The sequence below is a fragment of the Dehalobacter sp. CP genome, from assembly GCF_047652685.1.
Lineage (GTDB): Bacteria > Bacillota > Desulfitobacteriia > Desulfitobacteriales > Syntrophobotulaceae > Dehalobacter.
Genome location: NZ_CP157399.1, coordinates 109,192 through 134,018 on the forward strand (window position 1 = coordinate 109,192; position 24,827 = coordinate 134,018).

At 44.3% G+C, this 24,827-nt stretch carries 25 protein-coding genes; 24 read left to right on the top strand and 1 reads right to left on the bottom strand.

Features of this window, described 5'->3' with window-relative positions; genetic code table 11:
* The first annotated feature begins 1 nt into the window (after nt 1).
* From AAH944_RS00540 to AAH944_RS00590, 11 genes are all read left to right on the top strand, one after another.
* Entirely contained in the window at nt 2-631 is a 630-nt protein-coding gene (locus tag AAH944_RS00540; protein ID WP_415535628.1) for a toprim domain-containing protein, read from the top strand.
* The gene (gene rsmA / locus AAH944_RS00545; protein WP_415535630.1) at nt 628-1,482 is read left to right on the top strand and encodes a 16S rRNA (adenine(1518)-N(6)/adenine(1519)-N(6))-dimethyltransferase RsmA; all 855 of its coding nucleotides are present in this window, start codon (nt 628-630) and stop codon (nt 1,480-1,482) included. The genes AAH944_RS00540 and rsmA overlap by 4 nt, the downstream gene beginning before the upstream one ends.
* A 115-nt stretch (nt 1,483-1,597) precedes the next feature.
* A complete protein-coding gene (gene yabG / locus AAH944_RS00550; RefSeq protein WP_415535631.1) occupies nt 1,598-2,425 on the top strand; it encodes a sporulation peptidase YabG in 828 nt (275 codons plus the stop codon).
* Nucleotides 2,426-2,494: 69 nt separating this feature from the next.
* Nucleotides 2,495-3,370, top strand: a complete 876-nt coding sequence (locus tag AAH944_RS00555; protein ID WP_415535633.1) for a cyanophycinase — start codon at nt 2,495-2,497, stop codon at nt 3,368-3,370.
* The gene (cphA, locus tag AAH944_RS00560; RefSeq protein WP_415535635.1) at nt 3,367-5,997 is read left to right on the top strand and encodes a cyanophycin synthetase; all 2,631 of its coding nucleotides are present in this window, start codon (nt 3,367-3,369) and stop codon (nt 5,995-5,997) included. The genes AAH944_RS00555 and cphA overlap by 4 nt, the downstream gene beginning before the upstream one ends.
* An 88-nt stretch (nt 5,998-6,085) precedes the next feature.
* Nucleotides 6,086-7,006, top strand: a complete 921-nt coding sequence (gene ispE / locus AAH944_RS00565) for a 4-(cytidine 5'-diphospho)-2-C-methyl-D-erythritol kinase (protein ID WP_415537716.1) — start codon at nt 6,086-6,088, stop codon at nt 7,004-7,006.
* Complete coding sequence (locus AAH944_RS00570; RefSeq protein ID WP_015042331.1) at nt 6,991-7,677, top strand: GntR family transcriptional regulator; 687 nt, start codon at nt 6,991-6,993, stop codon at nt 7,675-7,677. The genes ispE and AAH944_RS00570 overlap by 16 nt, the downstream gene beginning before the upstream one ends.
* Nucleotides 7,678-7,724: 47 nt before the next feature.
* A complete protein-coding gene (gene purR / locus AAH944_RS00575) occupies nt 7,725-8,537 on the top strand; it encodes a pur operon repressor (RefSeq protein ID WP_415535638.1) in 813 nt (270 codons plus the stop codon).
* 112 nt (nt 8,538-8,649) lie between these two features.
* Nucleotides 8,650-8,907, top strand: coding sequence for a septation regulator SpoVG (gene spoVG, locus AAH944_RS00580; RefSeq protein ID WP_015042333.1), 258 nt, complete (start codon nt 8,650-8,652; stop codon nt 8,905-8,907).
* A 230-nt stretch (nt 8,908-9,137) separates the two neighbouring features.
* Nucleotides 9,138-10,499 (top strand): bifunctional UDP-N-acetylglucosamine diphosphorylase/glucosamine-1-phosphate N-acetyltransferase GlmU, encoded by a 1,362-nt coding sequence (glmU, locus tag AAH944_RS00585; protein ID WP_415535640.1) that lies wholly within the window; start codon nt 9,138-9,140, stop codon nt 10,497-10,499.
* A 10-nt stretch (nt 10,500-10,509) separates the two neighbouring features.
* Nucleotides 10,510-11,451 carry a ribose-phosphate diphosphokinase gene (locus tag AAH944_RS00590; RefSeq protein WP_019224828.1) on the top strand — a complete coding sequence of 314 codons (942 nt, stop codon included), beginning with the start codon at nt 10,510-10,512 and terminating at the stop codon, nt 11,449-11,451.
* Nucleotides 11,452-11,464: 13 nt separating this feature from the next.
* Here AAH944_RS00590 and AAH944_RS00595 read toward each other — a convergent pair whose 3' ends face one another.
* Nucleotides 11,465-12,223 carry a PRC-barrel domain-containing protein gene (locus tag AAH944_RS00595; RefSeq protein WP_415535643.1) on the bottom strand — a complete coding sequence of 253 codons (759 nt, stop codon included), beginning with the start codon at nt 12,221-12,223 and terminating at the stop codon, nt 11,465-11,467.
* A 202-nt stretch (nt 12,224-12,425) separates the two neighbouring features.
* Here AAH944_RS00595 and pth point away from each other — a divergent pair, with 202 nt between their 5' ends.
* From pth to AAH944_RS00660, 13 genes are all read left to right on the top strand, one after another.
* Nucleotides 12,426-12,998, top strand: a complete 573-nt coding sequence (gene pth / locus AAH944_RS00600) for an aminoacyl-tRNA hydrolase (RefSeq protein WP_415535645.1) — start codon at nt 12,426-12,428, stop codon at nt 12,996-12,998.
* A gap of 66 nt (nt 12,999-13,064) precedes the next feature.
* Nucleotides 13,065-13,241: a hypothetical protein gene (locus AAH944_RS00605; RefSeq protein ID WP_415535647.1), complete on the top strand. Its 177-nt coding sequence runs from the start codon at nt 13,065-13,067 to the stop codon at nt 13,239-13,241.
* A gap of 98 nt (nt 13,242-13,339) precedes the next feature.
* Nucleotides 13,340-16,909, top strand: coding sequence for a transcription-repair coupling factor (gene mfd / locus AAH944_RS00610; RefSeq protein WP_415535649.1), 3,570 nt, complete (start codon nt 13,340-13,342; stop codon nt 16,907-16,909).
* Between the two features lie 63 nt (nt 16,910-16,972).
* Nucleotides 16,973-17,917 carry a peptidylprolyl isomerase gene (locus AAH944_RS00615; protein ID WP_415535651.1) on the top strand — a complete coding sequence of 315 codons (945 nt, stop codon included), beginning with the start codon at nt 16,973-16,975 and terminating at the stop codon, nt 17,915-17,917.
* A gap of 238 nt (nt 17,918-18,155) precedes the next feature.
* The gene (spoVT, locus tag AAH944_RS00620) at nt 18,156-18,704 is read left to right on the top strand and encodes a stage V sporulation protein T (RefSeq protein ID WP_015042341.1); all 549 of its coding nucleotides are present in this window, start codon (nt 18,156-18,158) and stop codon (nt 18,702-18,704) included.
* A gap of 234 nt (nt 18,705-18,938) precedes the next feature.
* Nucleotides 18,939-20,108 (top strand): nucleoside triphosphate pyrophosphohydrolase, encoded by a 1,170-nt coding sequence (gene mazG / locus AAH944_RS00625; protein WP_415535653.1) that lies wholly within the window; start codon nt 18,939-18,941, stop codon nt 20,106-20,108.
* Between the two features lie 84 nt (nt 20,109-20,192).
* Entirely contained in the window at nt 20,193-20,465 is a 273-nt protein-coding gene (locus AAH944_RS00630; RefSeq protein ID WP_015042343.1) for an HU family DNA-binding protein, read from the top strand.
* A 99-nt stretch (nt 20,466-20,564) separates the two neighbouring features.
* Nucleotides 20,565-20,819, top strand: coding sequence for an RNA-binding S4 domain-containing protein (locus tag AAH944_RS00635; protein ID WP_015045101.1), 255 nt, complete (start codon nt 20,565-20,567; stop codon nt 20,817-20,819).
* 61 nt (nt 20,820-20,880) lie between these two features.
* On the top strand, nt 20,881-21,159 hold the full coding sequence (gene yabP, locus AAH944_RS00640; RefSeq protein ID WP_415535656.1) for a sporulation protein YabP: 279 nt from the start codon (nt 20,881-20,883) through the stop codon (nt 21,157-21,159).
* Between the two features lie 42 nt (nt 21,160-21,201).
* Nucleotides 21,202-21,654 (top strand): spore cortex biosynthesis protein YabQ, encoded by a 453-nt coding sequence (gene yabQ, locus AAH944_RS00645; protein ID WP_415535658.1) that lies wholly within the window; start codon nt 21,202-21,204, stop codon nt 21,652-21,654.
* A gap of 137 nt (nt 21,655-21,791) precedes the next feature.
* Nucleotides 21,792-22,031 carry a sigma factor-like helix-turn-helix DNA-binding protein gene (locus tag AAH944_RS00650; protein ID WP_025204977.1) on the top strand — a complete coding sequence of 80 codons (240 nt, stop codon included), beginning with the start codon at nt 21,792-21,794 and terminating at the stop codon, nt 22,029-22,031.
* A complete protein-coding gene (locus tag AAH944_RS00655) occupies nt 22,021-22,332 on the top strand; it encodes an FtsB family cell division protein (RefSeq protein ID WP_415535660.1) in 312 nt (103 codons plus the stop codon). Before AAH944_RS00650 ends, AAH944_RS00655 begins: the two co-directional genes overlap by 11 nt.
* Nucleotides 22,333-22,577: 245 nt before the next feature.
* Nucleotides 22,578-24,701 carry a SpoIIE family protein phosphatase gene (locus AAH944_RS00660; RefSeq protein ID WP_415535662.1) on the top strand — a complete coding sequence of 708 codons (2,124 nt, stop codon included), beginning with the start codon at nt 22,578-22,580 and terminating at the stop codon, nt 24,699-24,701.
* Nucleotides 24,702-24,827 lie beyond the last annotated feature (126 nt).

Genomic DNA, 24,827 nt, shown 5'->3' on the forward strand with positions numbered 1-24,827 from the left:
AATGAATTTCAACACAAATACGGATCTTGATTATGAGCCGCTGATCGTGGTCGAAGGAAAAAACGATGCGCATGCGGTCAGACGTGCCCTGGGCAAAGTTGACGTCATCTGGACGGAGGGGTTTGGATTGACTGAGCAAAAGCTGGAGTATATTGCGGAGATGGCAGAGAGACGCGGTGTTATTGTCTGTACGGACCCTGATTTTGCTGGGAAACAGATTCGGGAGCGGATCAATAAACGGATTCCGAAAGCCAGGCATGTTTATCTTTCCGTCGAGGTAGCCCGCAATCCAAAAGATCATGATATTGGCCTGGAAAACGTTTCTCTCGAGGAGATCAGGAAAGCGTTTTCCAAAATACTTGAAGTAAAGATTTCGAATACGGACAGCAAAGACGGAGTGAAAATTGCTGAGAAGAATACTGAGGCGGTAGTAATGGCTGATTTGCGGCAAAGCGGCCTGGTTGGGCAAAACTGTTCGGCTGCAAAACGGTCCCGGCTCGGGAGAATTTTGGGGATCGGGGATACAAACGCCAAGCAATTTTTATTTCGCGTCAACCGTTTTGGGATAACCAAAGATGAATTTTATTCCGCAGTAAAGCAGATGGAAGGGAAGGGGATGGGAAGTAAGTGACGGAAGCAAGACGGGAAGATACGGCGTCCTATATCCGCAGAGTTGTACGCCATGGCGTCCGGGCCAAAAAATCTTTGGGTCAGAATTTTTTAGTTGATGACAGTATTATTGAAAGAATTGTGCAGGAGGGCGTGCCCCGGACCGATCTGCCGCTGGTCGAGATTGGACCGGGACCGGGCGCACTTACAAGGATGCTTGCCCCGAAATACCCTAAAATGTGGGCGGTAGAACTTGATAAGGAAAAGGTTGAGCTGCTCCAAAGAGAATTAAACGCCTACCCGTTTGTTCTGCTGCATATGGATGCCCTGAAGCTTAAACTAGCCAATCTCTGGGGACAGGAAAAAGGCTGGCTGATTGGCAATCTCCCATACTACATCACAAATCCGCTACTGATGCATTTTCTTGACCAAGCGGAATCGCTGCAGGGCATGACCGTAATGGTCCAGAAAGAAGTTGCCGACCGAATGTGTGCCCTGCCCGGGGGAAGGGATTATGGGATATTATCGATTGCCGTTCAGTTATCAGCCGAGGTCAAAAGGCTGTTCGATGTTCCCCCTTCGGCCTTCTGGCCTCAGCCGAAGGTCACATCGACGGTGCTAAGACTGGATATCCGGCCATATCCAGGATTCTCATTGGAAAAGAGAGACGTCTTTTTCAAGGTTGTGCGGGCGGCTTTTGCGCAGCGAAGGAAGATGCTGCTGAATACGCTTTCCAGCGGACTCTCCTTACCCAAAGAGCAAACTGCGGAGATACTCAAGGCTGCAGGAGTAGACCCGAAGCTCAGGGCTGAAGATGTCGGGATACTTGATTATCAGAAGATTGTAGTCGTCTGGGAGGCGCAAAGAAATTGATTCTAAGGATACCGGTTTGGGAACCGGTATTTTTTTATGTCATAAAATAGAGTAAATCAGAAAATATAGATGCGGCTATTTTTAAAGGAGTTTGCGAAGAGCAGGAGGGTTAGACATGTTTAAGACAGGAGATATTGTGGCCCGCCTTTCTTATAACCAGGATTTATTTCTAAAAATACTGGCCCTGAATAAAAGGCGCAAGAAAGTAACGGCAGTACTCGGTGGGCTCAATTACCGATTAATCGCCGACGCCGATGTCGATGACCTTATTTTCAAGGATGATAAGCAAATTGTCCATTATCAGCTGGCCGATTCTCAGGAAGTTTATAAAAAATTCCGTAAGGTTGTCTACGACCGCAAATTCAACGTTGAAGAAGAGTACTTTGAAATACCGGGCAAAATTCTTCATTTGGACGGAGATCAGGAATATTTGGATCATTGTCTAAAAACGTATAGACAATTGGGACTTCAGGCCAAAGGAATTTGTAAATCGGAAGCGGAACAGCCCAAGGCAATTGCCGGGTCTTTGCGAGATTATCCGGCGGATATTCTGGTTTTGACAGGTCATGACTCTTTGCTTAAAGGGAAGAGTAATTTGAAAAGTCTGGACAGCTACCGGAGCTCGGGCCATTTTGTGCAGTCCGTTACAGAAGCAAGGCGAATTCAGCCGAATAAAGATCAGTTGGTTATCTTTGCAGGCGGATGCCAGTCTAATTTCGAAGCAATTATTGAAGCCGGTGCAAACTTTGCCTCTTCGCCAAGGCGAATGCTGATTCATGCCTTAGACCCTGTGTTTCTGGTGGAAAGCATTGCCTATACGCCAATTGACCGTACCGTTTCTCTCAAAGATATTATTCGGCATACAGTTACGGGTGTAGACGGTGTAGGCGGAATTGAAACAAGAGGACAGCTCAGAAGAGGTTACCCCAAAGTAGAGCATTGATCCATGAATAAAATACAAGTTTAGGAATAATTTACGCAGATTTCCACAAATTAAGCTCGGAGGGATGCTATGACCGAGCATATTATGGGAAATCTGCTTATTATCGGCGGAGCAGAAGACAAGGAAAAAGACTGTAAAATTTTAAAATATTATTACCGCGAGGCAGGAGAAAAAAGATCCAGGATATGTGTGATTACTGCAGCTTCAGAGGACGGGGAGCAGGCGGGGATCATTTATAGAGACCTTTTTATGAGGTTTGGCTGCTCAAATATAGACGTGATTGCCATTCAAGACAGAGCGTATGCCAATGCAGGTGAAAATATTGAAAAGATCGTTCAAGCCAGCGGTATTTTCTTTACAGGGGGGGACCAGCTCAGGATCACAGCGATGATCGGCGGGACTGCAATGGGTATGGCCTTGCAGCATCTGTATGAGCAAGGGGTTATTATCGGAGGGACCAGTGCCGGAGCATCCGTAATGTCTGATACAATGATTATCGGCGGACAGGGAGATACGCCTGGTGAAGACTTAATTCAGATGGCCCCCGGACTAGGACTTTTGAAGGGTGTCATTATTGACCAGCATTTTGCCCAAAGAGGAAGGATTGGACGGCTAATGACGGCTGTCTCTTTAAATCCGTACTTTTTAGGAATGGGAATTGATGAAGATACATCTGTCCATATCAGAAAAGACGGGACCTTTCGGGTGATCGGGCGCGGAACAGTACTTATTGCCGATGCTTCATGTGCAGTGATCAGTAATGTGGACGACTTAAATAATGGGAAGCCTCTGGCCCTTGCCCCGGTCAAAGTACACGTTTTGAGTGAAGGCTGGAGATTTAATATTACTGAACGGACCAGCTTTCTGAGTGAGGCTGAAGGATTCAGTATGAATCATTCGGAGCTGTCTAAAAAGGAAATGAAACAGGAGGCTACATCTTCATGAAGATACATCAGGTGAAAGCAATTGAAGGTGCAAACTTTTTCAGTTACAGGCCCGTGATCCGCGGAATCGTCAGTATTGCCGAATGGCAGGGGAAAATGACCCATGAGCTTGGCGATTTCAATCAAAGATTGTTAAAGGCGCTACCTTCACTTGCCGACCATACCTGTTCCCGTGGAAAACCCGGAGGGTTTGTTGAAAGACTGGAAGAAGGAACATTGCCTGGACATGTATTGGAGCATGTCAGTATAGAATTACTGACTTTAGCCGGAGAAAAAAGCCGTTACGGCAAAACGCGTATTCTGGTTGAAGAAATGGAAGAATATGAGGTGATCTATGAATATGAATGCAAGGAAGCAGCGATTGAGGCACTTTATGCTGCAGCCGGTTTTCTCAACCGGCTGCGCTATGGGGAAGAGCCGAATGCTGAGCCGTTGGTCGCTCAATTAAAAAAACTTCGTTCAGCGTATATGCCTGGGCCGTCCACGCAAGCCATTCTTCAGGCTTGCCTTGACAGAGGTATTCCTTACGATAAGCTCGGGGATGGGAATCTTTATCAGCTTGGCTATGGCCGTCTGCAAAAAAGAATACAGGCGGCGATGACAAGTGGAACGAGCTGCATCGGAACAGATATTGCAGCAGACAAACAGCTTACGCGGCTAATACTCAGTGAATCTGCCATACCGGTTCCACGCGGAAAGATTGCTTCTTCGGAAGAGGAGATTCTGAAGCTGTTCCGACAATTTGACGGCAGTGTGGTTGTCAAGCCTTGTATGGGCAATCAGGGGAAAGGTGTATCTCTCAATTTAACGAAGGAAAGTGAGATTGTTAAAGCCTGCCGCCTGGCGCAGATCTACAGCACAAAGGTGATTATCGAAGAATACATCAAAGGAAACAACTACCGGCTTCTTGTTGTTGGGGGCAAATTGGTGGCGGCGGCCAGGAGAAGACCGCCGATAGTTGCCGGAAACGGCAAATCGAGCATTGAAGAGCTGATCGAACAGGAAAATAATAATCCTCTAAGGGGAACGGGGCATGAAAAATATTTATCAAAAATCGCGGTTGATCCCGTTCTTATTTTAGATCTCAGCCGGCAGGGATTTTCGCTGAAATCTGTTCCACATCTTGGAGAAAAAGTCGTACTCCGGCAAAGTGCGAACCTCAGTACCGGATCAACGGCAGTGGACGTGACAGATTTGGTGCACAGGGATAATGCTGAGCTGGCTGTTTATGCAGCAAGCGTACTGGGACTCGATATTGCCGGGATAGACTTTATTCTGGAAGATATCAGGCGTTCTTACCGGGAGCAGGATGGCAGAATTATTGAGGTCAATGCAGCTCCGGGTTTAAGGATGCATTTGCTGCCCAGTGCCGGCCAAAGCAGGAATATCGGCAGGGATATTGTCAATATCCTCTTTCCGCATGGAAACGGCAGAATCCCTATTGTCTCGGTGACAGGAACCAATGGCAAGACAACTGTCGTCCGTCTTTTAAGTAAAATGCTCCGGAAACAGCAGTTAACAGTAGGGATGACTTCCACGGAAGGAATCTATATTAATGACAGACTGCTCAGCAAGGGTGACCACAGCGGACCTGCCAGTGCCAGGACTGTCCTGAGACACCCCGATGTCCAAGTTGCAGTCCTGGAAACAGCCAGAGGGGGGATTTTACGGGCGGGTCTCGGTTATGATTATGCGGATGTCGCGATTATCACAAATATTTCTGAGGATCATCTCGGTCAATACGGTATTGATACTATTGAGGATTTGAGCAAGGTGAAGAGTCTGGTTGCTGAAAGAGTACAAAAGCATGGTTTTGCCATTCTAAATGCGGATGATCCTCAGGTTGTGAACCTGGACCAAAAAGCCAGTGGCCATGTTATTTACTTTAGTACCGAAATCCAAAACAGAAGAATCTGTAAACACCTGGCGTTTGGAGGGGTTGCCGTGGTCGCAGATCAGAAGAAGATATGGATTTACCAGGGGACCTGCGGCTCAACTGTTTGTAACCTGAACAAAATCCCGATTACCTGGGGAGGAAAAGCGAGGCATAATGTTCAAAATGTCCTGGCAGCTGTTGCAGCTTGCTACGCTTTGGGATATACTGCTCCGCAAATCAGGAGGGCGGTAAGCGGCTTTGGGCAAAATCCTGAAGATAATCAGGGAAGGCTCGAATATTATGAAATGGATGGCTTTAAGGTAATTCTGGATTACGGTCATAACCCCGCCGGTATTAAAGAGGTTGTCCAAACACTTCAGACGATTGGGCACAAGAGGATTGTAGGGTGTATCGGCTTGCCCGGTGACAGAAGCGACACCACAGTAAAACAATTTGCCAGGGAAGCTGCCGCAGGATTTGATCTACTGTATATTAAGGAAGATGCAGATCTGCGAGGCAGAAAATCAGGAGAAATTGCGCATATGATCTATGAAGAGGCTTTAAGGGAAGGGAAAAAGGCAAGTTCAATAAAGATCATTCTTAAGGAAGAGGAAGCCTTGCGCGAAGCTCTGGCAAAAGCCAGAGAAGGAGATATTGTTGTGATCTTTTATGAAAAAGCAGAGCCGTTAAGAAAAATCATTAATGATCACCTCAATTTAATCCTGCCGGAAATAAGAAATTTGGCGGATTAGAATATTTTTCTGGCAGGATGAGGGTGTAATACGCTATAATATTAGGAAAATAATTCTATCGTATCAAAGGTAAAAGAACTTGGTAAATATGAAAGAAAATTCTGTGGTTGTTTTGGCACCGGCCAAGATAAACCTTGCGCTGGCTGTCAATGATATCAGGGCTGACGGATATCATAGTCTTGAAACGGTCTTTCAATCTGTGTCTCTGTTTGACCGGGTTGAGATCACACTTCAAGGTGGCGGGATATCTTGCCTTTGCGGCGAATTAAGCGGCGAAAAAAATCTCGCTTATCAGGCTGCCGGGCTTTTTCTGGATGAATATAAGACCAGGACGTCAGGTGCCATTCCCGGAGTTGAGATTAAGATCGAAAAACATATTCCGTTGCAGGCGGGGCTTGCCGGGGGAAGCAGTGATGCCGCAGCTGTTCTTATAGGATTGAACAGGCTACTGTCAAATCCTTTCTCCTATGAACATTTAGTGGGGCTGGCTAAACAATGTGGTTCGGATACGGCATTTTGTCTGCTTGGAGGAACAGCATGGGGGGAAGGGACCGGTTCTGAACTCCAAGAACTCCCCCCGGCACCCGAGATGGATATCATCCTGGTTAAACCGGAGCAGGGGGTAAGCACTGCAGATGCATATCGATTGTTTGATAAACGCGCTGAGTTTTCGAAGCTCAATCAACAAAGATGGGTGAGTGTTCTAAGTGCTGCCAGGATCGATACGATTGGCAGAATGCTTTCTAATGATCTGGAGAATATTGTTTTTGATCTTGTCCCTAAGATTTCTGTCTTAAAACGGCTGTTGCTGGAAGGAGGCTGCCTTGGAGCTCTGATGTCCGGAAGCGGGTCTACAATGTTCGGAATCGTAAAGGATTATAGTCAGGGGGAAAAGATGCGCAAGGTTCTGGCTGAGAAGGGTTATCATCAAACCTGGTTAGTAAAAACGATTGGTTCTCGAAATATTAATCTGGAGAAAAGGAGTGATTTTTGGTGGAAAGACGTTTAGTACCGGTAAAACTTGATAGTTATAAACCTCTGAGGGAAATTGTGCTTGAGGCCCTACGGGAGGCTATCGTCAGTGGAGTCCTGGAGCCAGGAGAACGCTTGATGGAAATCCAGCTGGCAGAAGAAATGGGCGTAAGCCGTACACCTGTAAGAGAAGCGATCCGCAAACTTGAACTGGAGGGCTTCGTGGTCATGGTTCCGCGAAGGGGCGCTTATGTGGCAGGGGTCTCTCATAAGGATGTTAAAGACGTATTTGAAATTCGCGCAGCCCTGGAAGGACTGGCAGCAGGACTCGCCGCCGAGAAGATTACAGAAGAAGAAATTGACGAGATGGAACGGATTTTATATTATGAAAAAATGCCTGATTCTCTGGATGTTATTGTCCAGTCCGATATAGACTTCCACGCTCTTTTGTATAAGGCAAGCAGGAATGAGAGGCTGATTCAGATTCTTGCGAACCTGAAAGAGCAGACACAGCGGTTCCGGACAACATCTTTGGCAGTTCCGGGAAGGGTTAAAAATACGATTCAGGAACACCGGGCGATCATTGATGCTGTGGCAAGGCATGATGTGGAAGAAGCGCAAAAGCTTGCAGCGGCACATATTGAAAATGCCGGGAATGTCATGTTTGAAGCTTTAAGGGGTATGTCGTCGAGCCGCAAAAGCGAATAACAGTTCCTGCATAGTGTTTTATGAGATGAAATAAAAGAGATGATTGCATGAAAAGAATTGAAAGAATGATTGCGTTAACAGAAATCCTGATTTCCCACCCGAATGAGCTTTTGACTTTGGGTTTTTTTGCCGACCGTTTTGACACTGCGAGATCGACCATCAGTGAAGACCTGGTCGCGATTAAAGAAAGTTTAACGCTCACGGACAAGGGCAATTTGGATACAATTTCAGGGGCGGCCGGAGGTGTCAAGTATTTGCCCGGAATCGGCAGAGAAGAAGCAAAAAACTTCCTGACATCTCTTGCCGGAAATTTAAATGCGGGCGACAGAACGCTTCCTGGCGGATTTCTTTATATGTCTGATATTCTCTATAATCCGATCATTGCCAGGAAATTAGGGCTTATTTTTGCGAGCGTTTTTCGGAAAAGAAGTCCTGAAGCCGTGATAACGATTGAAACAAAAGGAATTCCGCTGGCCCTGATGACTGCTGATGCGCTGGGTGTACCTGCTGTTGTGGTGCAGCATGGCAATAAGGTGACGGAAGGTTCTTCGGTTAGTATTAATTACATATCCGGTTCCTCCAAAAGAATTCAGACCATGTCTTTAACCCGCAAGGCTTTGGGTACCGGGAAAAAAGTGCTGATCATTGATGATTTCATTAAAGCCGGGGGCACAGCCAAAGGGCTGATCGACCTTATGCAGGAATTTGATGCCAAAGTCGTAGGCCTTGGCATTTTGATGGAAGATACACTCTGGAATAACTCAAGGCTAGTCGAAGACTACCTTGCTCTTCTGCAGCTGGAAATAGATTCTTCAAAAGGCAGGACGTTTGTCAAGGCAAATGACCCAAAAATGATGTAGAATATTTTGAATTGGAAATTTTTTTTGCTAAAAAGAAGGAGTTTTTTGCCAAATAGAGAATAAAAAAAGAAGATTTTTCTGGAGGCGAAAGAGAAGGGTGGTGATTCTCAGCATGGAGATTACTGACGTCAGAGTCCGAAAGGTAAATGCCGAAGGCAAGATGAAAGCAGTCGTATCGGTTACATTTGACAACGAGTTTGTTGTTCACGATGTAAAAGTGGTTGAAGGGACGAATGGTTTATTTGTGGCGATGCCCAGTCGAAAGACCCCGGAAGGCGATTTTCGCGATATTGCCCACCCGATTTCATCTGCGGCAAGAGAAAAAATCCAGACTAAGGTACTAGAAGAATACGGAAAGGGCATTGAATAATATTTGATTTTGCTGAGGAGAGACCATCATTTGAGAGGTCTCTTTTTTATCATATTAAATAAAACTGCAATAATATAGGCGGAATACAAAAAAATATCTGTAATTTCTTTTTATTCTTGGCAATAATTCGTTATAATAATGAAGTACGACTATGCGAGTATCTGCTCATCCATTATAGGATATTTTAAGGTTGATAAGGTACTTGATCACTTTGGAGGATAAATAAGGAAATGTCTCATTTTACAGCAGTCATTTTGGCTGCGGGAAAAGGTACCCGTATGAAATCGGAATTACCGAAAGTGATGCACACTCTGGCTGGCCGTCCGCTGATTGACCACGTTCTGGAGAAGGTTGCAAAACCGGGAATTAATGATGTCATTACGATTGTCGGTCATGGCCGCGAAATGTTGTCGGAACACCTTGGGGAACGAACCAGGGTGGTTGTTCAGGAAGAACAATTGGGTACAGGTCACGCCATGATGCAGGTATTGCCATTGGTCGATGAAGACAGTAGCATTCTGGTCTTAAGCGGGGATCAGCCGCTTTTAGCGGGGCATACGCTTCAGTCATTAATGGAGATTCACCAAAAGACGGGCTCTTCAGCCACAGTACTCACGGCAATCATGGAGAATCCTTCTGGTTATGGAAGGATATTGAAAGAGAACAATGTTTTTCAAGGCATTATCGAAGAAAAAGATGCAGATGCTTTGCAAAAAGGGATTAAGGAGATCAATACAGGCACCTATTGTTTCAACGGAGCAGCCTTGAAATTTGCGCTTCAGAAGATTACGCCTAAAAATGCCCAGGGCGAGTATTATCTCACTGATGTCTTTGATATCCTACTTTCGTCCGGTCAAAAAATTGAGGTCTTTTGTACGAACGACCCGTCAGAAGCTTTAGGCATTAATAATCGGGTTCAGCTGGCTGAAGCCGAGGATATCTTGTATGATCGAATCAGAAAATACTGGATGATGGAGGGAGTAACGATCATCAATCCTCCATCGGTTTTTATAGATGCGGAAGTTGTTCTTGGGAAGGACGTCATCCTTAATCCTTTTACGATAATTAAAGGAAATACCAGGATTGAAGAAGGCGCGAACATTGGCCCCTCGACAACACTGATCAACTGTGTTTGTCAGAAGGGATGTCAAATCGAGCACTCTGTTGCGCGAGACGCAGTGATCGGAGAGAATTGCCTTGTGGGACCGTATGCTTACCTGAGACCCGGAACGGTTTTGGGTAAAGAGGTTAAAGTTGGTGATTTCGTAGAAATTAAAAACAGCATCATTGAAGAGGGAACCAAAGTCCCTCACCTGAGCTATATTGGTGATTCCAGATTGGGCAAAAATGTGAACATAGGTGCCGGAACGATTACCTGCAACTATGATGGTGAGAATAAGCATCAGACCATTATTGAAGACCGTGTTTTTGTCGGCAGCAATACAAACTTTGTTGCTCCGGTATCCATCGGCAAAGAAGCAGTCATCGGCGCCGGGTCAACAATTACGAAAGATGTTCCTGGTCAGGCTCTGGCGATCGAAAGATCACAACAGCGAATTATTGAAAATTGGCACTCGGCCAAGAAAAAGTAGGGGGAAAATTATGGCTACGAAAGAACTTAAAATTTTTTGCGGAAACGCAAATAGGGAACTCGCGCAGGAGATTGCCGATTATCTTGGCATTTCCATGGGGGTTGCCAATGTCAAAACATTTATGGACGGCGAAATCAACATCGGAATTGATGAAAGCGTAAGGGGTGCCGATGTGTTTGTTGTTCAGCCGACCTGCGCGCCAACCAACGATAGTATTATGGAACTGTTAATCCTTATTGATGCCTTGCGGAGAGCGTCAGCCTATCGGATTACGGCAGTGGTCCCCTATTACGGCTATGCCAGACAGGAAAGGAAGACAAAGGCCAGGGAACCGATTACGGCGAAACTCATGGCCAATCTTATAACGACTGCTGGAGCGGATCGTCTGGTGGCTATGGATCTTCATGCACCTGCAATTCAGGGATTTTTCGACATTCCAGTTGATCATCTCCCCGGAGTACCGATCCTCGCGGAATATTTTATGGAGAAGAAACTCGAAGATATTTGCGTTGTATCACCTGATATCGGAGGAGTCGGCAGGGCCAGGAATTTTGCGGAACGAATCGGGGCATCGCTCGCAATTGTGGATAAACGTCGGCCTGAACCGAATGTATCAAAAATAATGCATGTCATCGGTGACCTGCAGGGAAAAATAGCAGTACTTATTGACGATATCACAGATACCGGCGGTACGATTACCCAGGCTGCAGCTGTACTGATGGAAAAAGGAGCCAAAGAGGTCTATGCCTGCTGTACGCACCCGGTATTATCTGGTCCTGCTATCGGCATTCTCGAAAAATCCGTTATTAAAGAATTTGTCGTAACAAATACCATTCCTTTAACCCCGGAAAAGAAGATTGATAAGATTAAAGTGCTTTCTGTTGCTCCTTTATTGGGAGAAGCTATCGTTAGAATCCATGAGGATTTATCCGTCAGTAAATTATTCAGTTAGTTCTTCAGAGCACTCAGATAAGGCCGTCTTTGGGACCCTTGTCTGCATTGGTGGCTTCTTCATTCTGCCCCTCGCAGAAATTATCCGTAACAGACGTGCTGATTTCTGCTGTGACAGGTTGAATTGGCTTGTCTGTATCATCCGGGAAATCTTCGTTTGTTTCAGCGTCCTTATTCTTTTTCCAGAATCTGTTCAGATCCTGACTTTTTCGGCTTGCCTTTTGGGAAGCAACCTGGATCATGGATTTGACATTATCATTGATGCCTTTCGTAAAAAGTTCAAGTCTTTCTTCACAGCCTTTGACCACCACGACGACATCGGAACCGATGGTAAGAATATCGTCCGCTTTCAAGCTGGCTTTTCCCTTGAAAAGACCCTCTATTTTACCTCCGGAGATATCAAGACTTGATATCATGCCATTTTCGGTATCGATATAGAACTCTTCAATGATACCGAGGGTTTTGCCGCTGGCAGTAATGACTTTTGTTCCAATGATCGCCGTTTTTTCTTTGAGAAGTTCTAAAATATCAGGTAAATTTGTGGCTTTTTCCGCCTGATTCTCAGTGCTGACGGTGATGACGTTTTCACCAATGCTGACAACCCTGTTATAAGGAATAATACGCTGTTCTTTGAAGAACCCCTTGGGGTCGACCATCAATGCGGCAACAGCTTTGGCTTTCGGGTCAATGACGATATTGCGCACAAACCCGATTTGTTGGCCTTCTTTTAGAGAAATAATCGGCAGGGATAAAATTTTTTTACTGGGCAGCATAGGATTCCCTCCTTTTTAAAGTCTATCAGGAAAATGCTAACAGCTTTCCGATAGATCTAAGTGCAACTAAGGCTACCGCCAAAGCTTGGCGCCAGCCAAGTTTTCAAAAAAATAATCTATATAAAATTAATCCTTGATTGATGCTGTTCTGTCTATTCAATTTATGCTTAGGACTTAAACGATATGCCGATAAGGAGAATTTATGAGGGCTGTAATCGGTCTCGGGAATCCGGGAGTTAAATATAGCGAGACAAAACATAATGCAGGGTTCATGCTATTGGACAGAATTGCTGCTCAGGAAGGATTGTCTTTCCGTAATGATTTTCGCGGCAAAGTGGCTGAAATAAGAAACAAAGATGAGCGGATATTCTTTCTGAAGCCAATTACCTATATGAATCTAAGCGGTTTAGCCGTTGGGGAACTGATAAGTTATTATAAAATAAATACGCAGAATATATTGGTGGTCCATGATGATATGGATCTCCCCCTCGGCAGGATACGATTAAGGTCCAAAGGGAGTGCAGGGGGACACAACGGACTGAAATCCATCATTGCGGAATTGGGGTCACAGGATTTCTGGCGTCTTAAAATCGGCGTTGGAAGACCAAAGGCAGAATTTGATGTGGTTAACCATGTACTCTCAACGTTTGCCAAAGAGGAAAAAGCAGTGTTGGATGGTACCCTGGACAGGGCACAGCGTGCTGTGGGATTGTGGATAGAGGGCCACGGGGATGAGGCCATGAATCTATTTAACCAGGAGAAACAGTCACTTTAAATAAAGCTGAAGCGTATAACCTTGGATTGGATAGGCAAGCATATTACTCAGGAGGTGTTTTATCCTATGTATATGCTGAAAATATGCCGTTGCTGTGATACCATCGTTGGTGAACTGGAGATGGATGACACCAGGCCACTCAGGATGGATTTTTCTATTGAAATTAAAGGCAATGTTGCCTATACACTTTGCTCAAAATGCATGAGGGAACTGGATATCAGCGGAGTGACGTACTATCAGTAAATATGGTTTGCTCAACCCGAATACTCGGAAAACAGGTATTTTCTATCCTGACCAGAGATATGATAAGGAATGAGCCACTTTTTGCAGGAGGGCAGCAGATGCCTACGATTAATGATTTTTTGTACAAAGGTTTGGATATTGGGGAAATAAGCGCTGCCTTAAGCAGAAAAGAGTCCCCGCAAATGATTTACCAAATAACCGGCAGCGAAAAAGCTGCGTTTGCAGCCCAGGTCTCCTTGCTGAAGCAGCAGGCTCTGATCATCACCTATACAGATGAACAAGCCCAAAAATGGGCAAGAGATCTGGAGGCATGGCTTCCGGGAAAAAATATTATGCTTTTCCCGACAACAGAGTGGCTTCCGTTTGAAGTTTTCAGCAGAAGTCACGAAATTACGGCAGAGAGAATCCGGGTCCTGAGCACCCTGCTCCCATTCAACCGGGAAACAGACAGCGAAACAATTGTCGTTGCGCCCGTCCAGGCGATCATGAGGAAACTAATTCGCCCGGAAAAGTGGCTGATACATTGTATCCTTTTTAAGGTCGGGGAACAGTATGCAGTTTCTGACCTTATGCGCTTATTGGTAGAGGCCGGCTATGAACGTGAAGAAACCATTGAGGGCAGAGGCCAGTTTGCTTTGCGCGGTGGGATTCTCGATATTGCACCACATGACAGAGATCCTGTCAGGATAGAATTTTTTGATGAGGAAGTAGATTCTATCCGGGTATTTGATTTGGAGACCCAAAAATCGCTGGAAAGTATTTCTGAGGTCCTTATTGTTCCTGTTCAGGAGTATGTTATTGATACCAAAAGGCAGCAGGATCTGAAAGGGGAAATCAAAGCCAGAGCCCGCAAAGCCGTCGGTCGTTTACAGCGGCTGGATCGGGTAGAAGCTGTTAAGAGACTTCATAAAAAAGTAGAATATCTTGAAAACCGGCTGAACACGGGAATTCTTGATGAAAGCATTTATCCTTACCTGAGTCTGCTGTCCGAAGAGTATGTTCCTTTCTTTGAATGGCTCGATCACGATTGTCTTGTATTTCTCGATGAACCGCTCCGGCTTAAGGAGCAGCTGGATTTTCAGTCCAATCAGCGTCTTACTGAATTTACGGACAACCTAGAAAAGGGAGAAGAGTTTGTTAATCCCGATCATTTATTTATCAGCTTTGAAGATTTGCTCGCCAGCGGAAAGCGTCCTTTGCTGGGCCTGTCGAATTTATTGCGGGAAATACCCGGGTTTGACCCTAAAAGAGTGACGAACATGATTGCCCGCCCTTTAGCCGGGTATGGTAAGACTTCAATCCTGGTGGAAGAGATCCAGCGGTGGAAGTCCATCGGATACGTGATTGCACTTTTTGCAGGGAACGAGGAACAATCTCAGCGGCTTGGGCAAGGGTTAAAGGACAGAAGCATTAATGCCAGTCTGGTCAGGATGGAAGATCCGATCAACCAGGGCGGCGTTTATATTTATCCGCTTTCGATCAACCAAGGCTTTGAACTGCCTGTAAGCAAAATGGTTATTTTTTCAGAATCAGAGATATACCGAAGAGAACGAAAACACCAGGCAAAACCCAAAAAAAGCCCAAAAGAAACAGATATTCTTTCTTTCAGCGACCTTAAACCAGGTGATTACGTTGTGCACTTTTACCATGGAATCGGCAAGTTTACCGGAATTGAAACCATTGAGGTCGATGGTATTGAAAAGGATTATTTTGCGATTCGTTATGCCGGTGAAGATAAACTGTATGTGCCGCTTGATCAGCTGCAGCTGCTGCAGAAATACCTCGGAACAGAAGAATCAAGCACACCCAAGCTGAACAAACTGAACGGCAATGAATGGAACAAGGCGAAAGCCAGGGCACAGGGTGCTGTTAAAGAGATGGCCATCAATTTGCTTGAGCTTTATGCGAAAAGGGAAGGGGCTGTGGGATTTGCTTATCCGGAAGACAGCTACTGGCAGAAAGAGTTTGAAGACCGCTTTCCATATGAAGAAACACCAGACCAGTTGCAGAGTATTATGGAGGTCAAGAACGATATGATGAAGTCCCGGCCGATGGACCGGCTTCTATGCGGGGATGTGGGGTACGGTAAAACTGAAGTTGCTCTGAGAGCCGCATTTAAGGCGGTAATCAGCGGCAAGCAGGTTGCAGTCATGGTACCGACGACCATCCTCGCCCAGCAGCATTATAATACGTTTAGAGAACGCTTTATGGATTATCCTGTAAAAATCGAAATGCTAAGCCGTTTTCGCACAGCCAAGGAACAGAAGCAGATCATTCAGAGTCTGAAGGACGGATCGCTTGATATCGTGGTCGGTACCCACCGTCTCCTATCGGAAGGGGTTAGCTTCAAGGACCTGGGTCTGCTTGTTGTCGATGAAGAGCAGCGTTTTGGTGTTGCTCACAAAGAAAAGATCAAAACCCTGAAGACCAATGTGGATGTTTTAACTCTTTCAGCTACGCCGATTCCCAGAACCCTGCATATGTCTCTAGTTGGCTTAAGAGATATGAGCGTTATCATGACGCCTCCGGAAGATAGGTTCCCTGTTCAAACATTTGTTGCCGAATTTAATGCGGATCTGGTAAGAGATGCAATACGCAGAGAATTATACAGGGGGGGCCAGGTGTTTTTTGTCCATAACCGGGTTGAGACACTGGATAGAGTGGTCAGACTGCTGAATTTGATTATCCCGGAAGCCCGTTGTGGGGTTGTGCATGGGCAGATGAGTGAAACCCAACTCGAGAAAGAAATGATTTCCTTTTTGGAAAAAGAGAAAGATATTCTAATTTGCACTACCATCATCGAAACAGGTTTGGATATGCCGAACGTCAATACACTTATTGTCGATGGAGCGGACAAATTTGGCCTGAGCCAGCTTTATCAGCTCAGGGGCAGGGTGGGCAGGTCAAACCGGAAAGCGTATGCCTACTTTTTATACCAACCGCAAAAAATTCTGACAGAAGAAGCAGAAAAGAGGCTGACTACAATCAGGGAATTCACTGAATTTGGTTCCGGTTTCAAGATTGCCATGCGTGATTTGGAAATAAGAGGAGCAGGCAATTTTATCGGGGGGGAGCAGCATGGGCATCTTGCAAGCATTGGCTTCAGCCTTTATGTCAAGATGCTGAAAGAGGCAGTTCAGCAATTACGTGGTGAAACAGTGGAAGAAGTCGCTGAGCCAGTCATAGATATTCAGGTCAAGGCGCTCCTTCCTGATGAATATATCGTGGATAAGCAGATTAAGGCTACGCTTTACCAGAGAATGCTCGGCATTTCTAGTGAAGAACACTTAAGTGACTTTCTGGATGAACTGGTGGACAGATTTGGAAACCCGCCCGATGAAGTTGAAAACCTGGCTAAAATTATCAGGATAAGAATGAAAGCCAAACAACTGGGTCTCGAACAGGTTGTTCAGCATAAACAGAATATCTCCCTGCGGTTTGCCGCTGATCCCGAAATATCCGGAGAACAGCTGATGAGTATTGCCGCAAAATTTTCTTACCCGTTGTCATTTGCAGCTGGGGAACAAGGTAATCTTGAATTGAATCTGCGGCTTAGGGTTTCGAGTATAGAAGATATCTTTAAAGCCATATTTAAATTATTTGATATTTTAGAGGAATATGTGATGCATCCGGCAGCAGTTGCCAGGACCGTATCCGGTACAGTTTAAATTGCTTAATAAATCGTAACTTGGTATAATGACTTCATCCGAGCGAAAGGGAGATAGGGATTAATGAAAAAAATAACAATAACAATGATCATCATGCTGCTTGCTTCGCTGCTTATGCTCAATGGCTGCGCCAAACAGGAATTTGCAGTTAAAGTGAATAAGCAAAGTATCCCCATGACGACTTATGAAGAAAAGTTAAATGCCAGCAAAACCTATTATGAGAAGCAGGGTATGGACTTTAGCACGGATGAGGGCAAGGCCAGTCTGGAAAGCATCAAAAGTTCCGTCCTCGAAAATATTATTATGACAGAATTAATTCGACAGGAAGTTGAGAAGAATAAATGGGATACAACCAATCCAGAAGTTACAAAGAAAATAGATGAGCTCAAAAGTACGCTGACCAATCAGGATTACGCAAGTTTTCTGAAAGAACAGGCGATGACCGAAGAAGAAGTGGCCAATTTTTATGCTTTTTCGTATTACGTTGGTAAAGATGTGACAGTTTCGGATCAGGAAGTCCAGCAGTATTTTGAATCGCATTACTCCGATTTTGGTGGACAGGATGAACAGGTCAAGGCCAGCCACGTTTTGGTTGCGACTGAAGCGGAAGCCAATAAAGTAATCCAGGAGTATAAGGATGGTAAAGATTTTTCCGAACTGGCCAAGGAATATTCTACAGACACCGGCAGTAAGGATTCAGGCGGGGATCTCGGTTATTTTTCCCACGGAGAAATGGTGACTGAATTTGAAGAGGCTGCTTTCAGCCAAAAGGTAGGAACCATTTCAGAAGCACCGGTTAAGACGAAATATGGCTACCATGTCATTCTGGTTGAAGACCATAAAGAGGCTGTTGTGCCTGACTTTGAAAAAGTTAAAGCAAGCGTTCAGGAAGATGCTCTCGAAAATGCCAAAAATCTGAAAGTATCAAGCTATTATTCGGAACTTAGACAAGCGGCTGAAGTCGAATACGCCGAAGAATTGAAACCGGCAGATACAACTGCTAAATAAGCAATAGGATTGTTTAATCTAATCAAACCATAAGAGGGAGTAACAAAACTTCAGTTTTTGTTACTCCTCTATTTATTTATTCGTAAGTCTGCAACAGACCAAGAATATTTTAGCACAAGACAGATCGGTAATCCCGGATTATTCTTTTTTGCGTGTATGGAAAAATATGAATAATAAAGCAGTTCAAGATATATACTAAGATTGAATTAGTCGCTTTGGAAAAAGGAGGGAGAACTTAATGAAAGCAACCGGAATTGTCAGAAGAATAGATGATCTTGGCCGAGTAGTTATTCCCAAGGAAATCCGGCGGACTTTGCGGATAAGAGAAGGAGATCCACTGGAGATTTTTGTGGACAGAGAAGGGGAAGTGATACTAAAGAAGTATTCGCCCATTGGTGAGTTGGGAGACTTCGCCAAAGAATATGCGGATTCTTTATTTGAATCAACAGGACACATTGCCTGTATCGGAGATAGAGATGTCATCATCGCGGTGTCAGGGGCTTCCAAGAAAGACTACCTAAACAAATCTCTTGGTGCTGTAGCCGAGCAGGCCATGGAAGAAAGGAGAACCATTTACAATACGGGAGAATCTTCTGTTTTGAAAGAAACGGAAGGAGAGGAAAAAGTCAAAGCAACAAATCAGGTCATTGCACCGATTATTGCTGAAGGTGATCCAATTGGGGTAGTCGTACTCATGTCCAAAGAACCGAACATCAAGATGGGAGATTTGGAAATCAAACTTGCTGAAACTGCAGCGGGCTTTTTAGCCAAACAAATGGAACAGTAATGTTTAAATGCAAAGAATAAAAATTGAAAGGACTGTTAACAGCATGTTGACAGTCCTTTTCTTAATGGTGCGTGCTCAGATAAGCGCGCATTACCTAATTGGTGAAAGTCCAGTTGGGGTAAGTACCAAGGAGGCGTCCCGAGATGCTTGCCAAAGATCTTCCTGCCATTTATAGTATTATTGGACAAGCAACGAGTGCCTTGTCAACCTTAATATAAAACAGGAGGAAAGCAAGTGAACCCGATATTAAATATTCTGGGCCTCGGAGACCAAGGACTTGATTCTTTGTCTCTTGCCGCCTATAAATTATTGAAAGGTTCAGATCTGATATTCCTGTGGAATGCCGAACATCCGGCAGCTTCAGATCTGATTCGGGAGGGTTTTCCGTGCCAGGAAATATTCGCAGCAGCAGAAAAAACGGAAAATATCCTTTTAGACCTAGACACAGGACTCGATTTGATTGCAGAAAAGGTTATGACGGTGTCCGGTAAGAAGCAAATAACACTCGCTTTGCCGGGTTTCCCAATCGCGGAAGGCAGGATCACAGCCGGACTTTACCAAAGGCTTGGAACCTCTTTTACTCTGAAGGCGACAATGATCAGGGAAAATAGTGACCGGCTGGAAAGGCTCACTGCAATTATGGCCGAATTGCGTTCTGCTTGGGGGTGTCCTTGGGATAAGGAGCAGGATCATGAGTCGCTGAAGAAATACCTGATTGAAGAGGCCTATGAAGTGTTGGATGCAATTGATTCCAAAAATATGAATAATTTATGTGAGGAATTGGGAGACTTATTATTACAAGTCGTGTTCCATTCCCGCATTGCAGAGGAATCCGGGCGATTCAGCCTGAACGATGTCATAAAGGGCATTTCGGATAAACTGATACGCCGGCATCCTCATGTTTTTGGGTCAGTTGAAGTAGCATCAAGCCAGGAAGTTCTGGTAAACTGGGATGAAATTAAAAAAATGGAAAAGCTGACATCCCAAAGTCCGGAAAAAGAAACGGAAAGGAATTTCTTTGATATTCCAGGAGGGCTTCCAGCGCTGCAATTCGCTGAAAAGACTCAAAAAAAGGCTTCTAAAGCCGGTTTTGACTGGGAGGATCACCGGGGCCCCCTTTCTAAAATCTATGAAGAGCTCGCTGAGCTTGAAAAGGAAGTGGGAAAAAGTCCAAGAATAGAAGAAGAACTAGGCGATTTGCTCTTTTCTATTGTTAATCTGTCGCGCTTTCTCGGAATAAACGCTGAAGAAGCCCTGCGGCAGGGGACGAAGAAATTTCAACAAAGATTTTATAAAATGATGCACAAAATAGATTTGGAAGGACCTAACAGAGGAGGAATGAGCATGGAAAACATGAATTTTTTCTGGGAAGTGGTAAAAAGTGAAGAAAAAACTGGGGTTTGAGGTTTATTTTAGCATTTCCAAGAAGGAGAATGCAGTTTCATAGCGAATATAGAGGCTATTAGTTTATTATTGGGAGGGAGACTTTTGAATAAAGCGGAACTCGTTGCTGCAGTAGCAGAAAAGACCGAATTCACCAAGAAGGATGCCGAAAAAGCGGTAGCCGCAGTCTTTGACACAATCAGTCAAGCAATGGCAAGTGGTGAGAAAGTCCAATTAGTTGGTTTTGGTACATTTGAGGTTAAGAAAAGAGAAGAGCGTGTCGGTAGAAATCCTCAGACAAAAGAGGAAATTGTCATTCCCGCATGCAAAGTACCTGGCTTTAAGGCAGGAAAAGCTTTAAAAGAGTCAGTACAGTAAGTTCTTGAATTTTTTAAGTTCATAGCTTGATTGCGAAAAACCAGGTTCTTTTTGAGCCTGGTTTTTTAAGATGCATTTCAAAATAAGGAGTTGTTTTGTTTGAGACTGGACAAATATCTTAAGGTATCAAGGCTTATCAAAAGGAGAACTGTGGCCAAGGATGTCTGTGGAGGCGAAAAAGTCAGTGTTAATGGCAGAGTTGCCAAACCTTCGGCAGAAGTAAAGCCTGGAGACATTATTTGCATTGATATGCGGAATCATATCCTTGAGGTCAAGGTGCTGTCGACGCCACCAAGTGCCAAGGCGGAAGAAGCTGAGACACTCTATCAGCTGATTAAAGATGAAAAAAAATGATGTCTAAACCCCCGACTTTCTGAATAAGTATTTATTCAGAAAGGGCTTTGGGGGGATGGAAATGACAGGCCAACGGGAAATTGAGCATAAGATTGTTATCAAAGACAGAAAACTGCTGACGGTTTCAGGGGTAAAAAAGGTAAAATCGTTCGACCCCAAAGAGATTACGCTGGATACCACAAAAGGTAGGGTAACGATTAAGGGGCGGGACCTGGGTGTAAACAATCTTAACCTCGAACAATCAGAGCTGGAGATTGAAGGCCAAATTGACATGCTGACTTATGCTGCGAGTGGATCTGGAGAATCCTCCAAAGGAGTATGGGAAAAAATTTTCAAATAGCCTTTTGAAGGGGGCGAAATCGGGATTAGCGAGTTTGCTGTTTTGATTAGCATTGTCCTAAGTGGATTACTTGTTGGGATATGTTTTGATTTTTACCGAATGTTACGCTGGCATTTGGGCCTAACAAAGATACAGACGTTTTTGGGAGATTTGCTTTTCTCTGTTGCTGCGCTTGGAATTATTTTTTACTTTGCGCAAAAAGCAAATTACCTTGAATTTCGTTTTTATCTGTTTCTGGGAAGTTTGCTGGGTCTTTTGCTCTATATTGCGATTTTTAGCCGATATGTTAAAAAATTTTTTGATGTGTTATTTCGCTTGATCCGTTACGTTAGCCAATTCATCAGAAAGCTTATCCAGGCGTTTTTGCGGGGCGTTTACATCGGAATTGCCGGAATGATGCGGATTCCCTATGGCATTCTGCGCTGGCTGGGGATGCTTCTGTATCGGATCGGTGAAGCGATAAGCCGGAATACTTTGATCAAAAAAAGCAAATAGTATTGATTTTGACTAGCTTTAATTATATAATAACTATACTTATAATATTTTTGTAGTTGATTTGTACAGAATATGTAGCTGGTATGTAGATGAAGTTTTGTCTTTGTTGGTAAATTGACAATAAGGAAAAGAAGATTTTGCACTGGGAAATACGAGGATTGGAAAAACTGAGTTTCCGGGAGAGACAAGCTGTCATGCTTAAAGAAAGCGGGCGTTCCAGCGAGGATATCGCCAAGGTTTTGGGGATAAGCGGCAGTTCTGTTTCAACCATGCTCGCAAGGGCCAAGACCAAAGGATATCAGATCATCGGAATCATCCAGGATCATGAATTAGGGCTGAATTATCCACTGGAGGATGATGAGGAAAATGAGAAATAGCAAAAAGCATACAAGAAAGAGAATAAAAAAGATAAACCCAATATTCGTAATTGTTTTGGGGATTGCTTTGATGTTAGGCGGAAGCTGGTCCTATCAGCTGCTTCAGTTGGATCGTTCCATTGAGCAGCAAAAAGCAGAGCTCGAGAGTAAAAAGCTTCAGATTATTGCTCAAAATGGTCAATTGCATGAGGAAATAGAGAAGTTAAATACCCCGAGTTATGTGGAACAATTAGCCAGAGAAAAACTTGGACTGGTTCGTAAAGGAGAAATTTTAATAGCTCCCAAAGAGTCGGAAAATTAATCTATAAATGATAAGTGTATTTGATAAGCGCTGCCGCACAACGAATTATTTTTAATTTGTTAACGGCAGCGCTTTTTGATCAGGTAATATCATGTCAATTGGGCGGTGATATTCGTATATGATACAATGTCAATAGTTTTTTTGCTGAAGCAAGAAAAATGATTGCCAATGGAGATTCCCGAATTAGACAAGCTTCGCGGCCACCATCAGCTATAATAATTCCATTAAGTGGAAGAGGTGGCATTATGGCTGAATGGGCAACACTCAAAGCGGAAAAAATCATTAACCGATTTTCTGACTCGCTGGGAATACAATGTCTAATTGTTATCGGAGGTTTTTTAACAGCCCGGGCAAACCTATTGGGTATTTATCCATTTGCTATTGCCTATCTTGCAGTTCTCAGCATGAATATGAAAAAATGGATTCTGCCGGGTCTTACCGGAATCACGGTCGGTCTGGTATCTGTCCAGGATTTTTCAGTGTTTCTGGAAGTTATGCCGAGCGCGGTTCTAGGTGTTCTGGCAGTTCAGATGATCAAAGAGAGCAAGGGAAAAATACTTCTTCTCGCCGTGCTTACGGCACTTGGAACCTTACTGCCCGGATTAGGCGTATCAAGGTTTACCAATGGCTTCGGAGTGGAGTCTATCTTGCTGGTAATGGTCCAAAGTATTATTGCCGCAGGCTTTTCAATTATTTTTTTCTTTGCGTTTCTTCATAAGGAAAGCCTTATGAAGGGCAATTTCAAGGGCGAACAAGGTATGGTGTGGATTTTAGTTCTGGCAGTCTGCTTAAGCGGCTTACAAGGGCTCGCTTTTGGGAAAATCAATTTACAAATCACATTTCTGGGGTTCTTTCTGCTTTTTGTGGCCTATAAATACGGAGCCGGTTCAGCTGCAGGTGTCGGAGCAATTTTAGGCTTTTTGTTAAAATGGAATCTTGGAATCGATAACCTGATTGATGCGGGACTCTACAGCTTACTCGGGTTTATGTGCGGAGGGTTTACTCGTTTTGGCAAGATGGGAGTTGCGGCTGCCTACAGCGCCTCTATTTTGATGGCCTCTTTTTTTGTCAATGAGACATTTTTGACTTCTCATCTTTATTCGTCCGCGCTTGCGCTTCTTATGTTTTTCTTATTACCCGGAAAACATGAAAAATTTTTTCTGAAGAATAAAGTAATGCCAGAAATCGAAACAACAGTAAGTAAAGTCAAAACTGTTGGCGACCTATTTGATCAGCTTGCTTATGGTTTCCAGGCGGCAGGACTTGAATCCAGGCTGCAGCCGGAAGTACCGGAAATGATGAATAACCTGGTGGATAAGATATGCCGGCATTGCCCGGATTCAAATTATTGCTGGCAGCAGGATTTTCACCAAACCTATCATTTTATGTATGACTTGTTTGCCTATGAAGAGAAAAGAATTCAAAGAAACCAAACCGGTGAAGCTTCAGATCAAATCAATCAGGAGAAAGTGCCTGACGAATGGGGAAAATGCAGTAAACTTGAAGAAGTCATGCTAGCGGCTCAATTTATTCTGGAGCAGGAAAAAGACAAAGAGGTTTGGCAAAAACGTCTGGCCATAAACAAAGAAGCCTTAGCTGGCCAGTACAGAAGTGTATCTCAGGTGATCGGGCACCTCGCCCAGGAGCTTCATTCTCAGCATAATCACGAAGACGGAAAACCTCTGGTCTGGTCCCGCAAGCATAAACTGGTTTTAGATCTGGGCATCGGCTCTTTTATTAAAACCGGTAATGGCATAAGCGGCGATAACTTTAGTTCGGTTTCGTTATCTTCATCCAAAAATGCGCTGATTATCTGTGACGGTATGGGCGCAGGGGAAGAGGCGGCCAGGATGAGTTCAGCGGCACTTACAATACTGGAACAGCTTCTAAGTACTGGATTTGAACCGGAGAGTGCCATCAAAGCGCTTAATTCAATCCTGGTTTTACGTTCTCCGGAAGAGAGCTTTGTCACCGTCGATATGGCCGTGTTGAATATCGAGGCAGATCAAGCCAGGTTGATTAAAATTGGAGCAGCACCGACCTATATCATCAGCAGAAACAAAGTAGATGCAGTAAAAACATCAAGTCTGCCGGCTGGTATATTGAACGATATTGATATCCCGGCGATTGATATTCCTTTTAAAGGCGAGACGCTTGTCATCGTAACAGACGGAATCTTGGATGTAGCTAAAAGAAAGGACGATTGGCTCAAAGAATATCTGAAGAACAACAGAAGTTTGTCTTCACAGGATCTGGCCGATAGTATTGTCAAAGAAGCACGAAGACTGTCCGGGGACTGTCTGGAGGATGACGGGGTTGTCCTGGTTGTGAAGAGGAAGGACTTGGCCGGAAACGATGCCAAAAATTAAACCCGGTTTTAAGCTGTTGTTAAGATTTAACCTTTATATTAAAAATAAAAATAGGAATGCTTTGACAAATCGGCAAAATCTGGAGAGAATAGTATTAATACGATTTTTAGGAAGGCTACGGAGAAA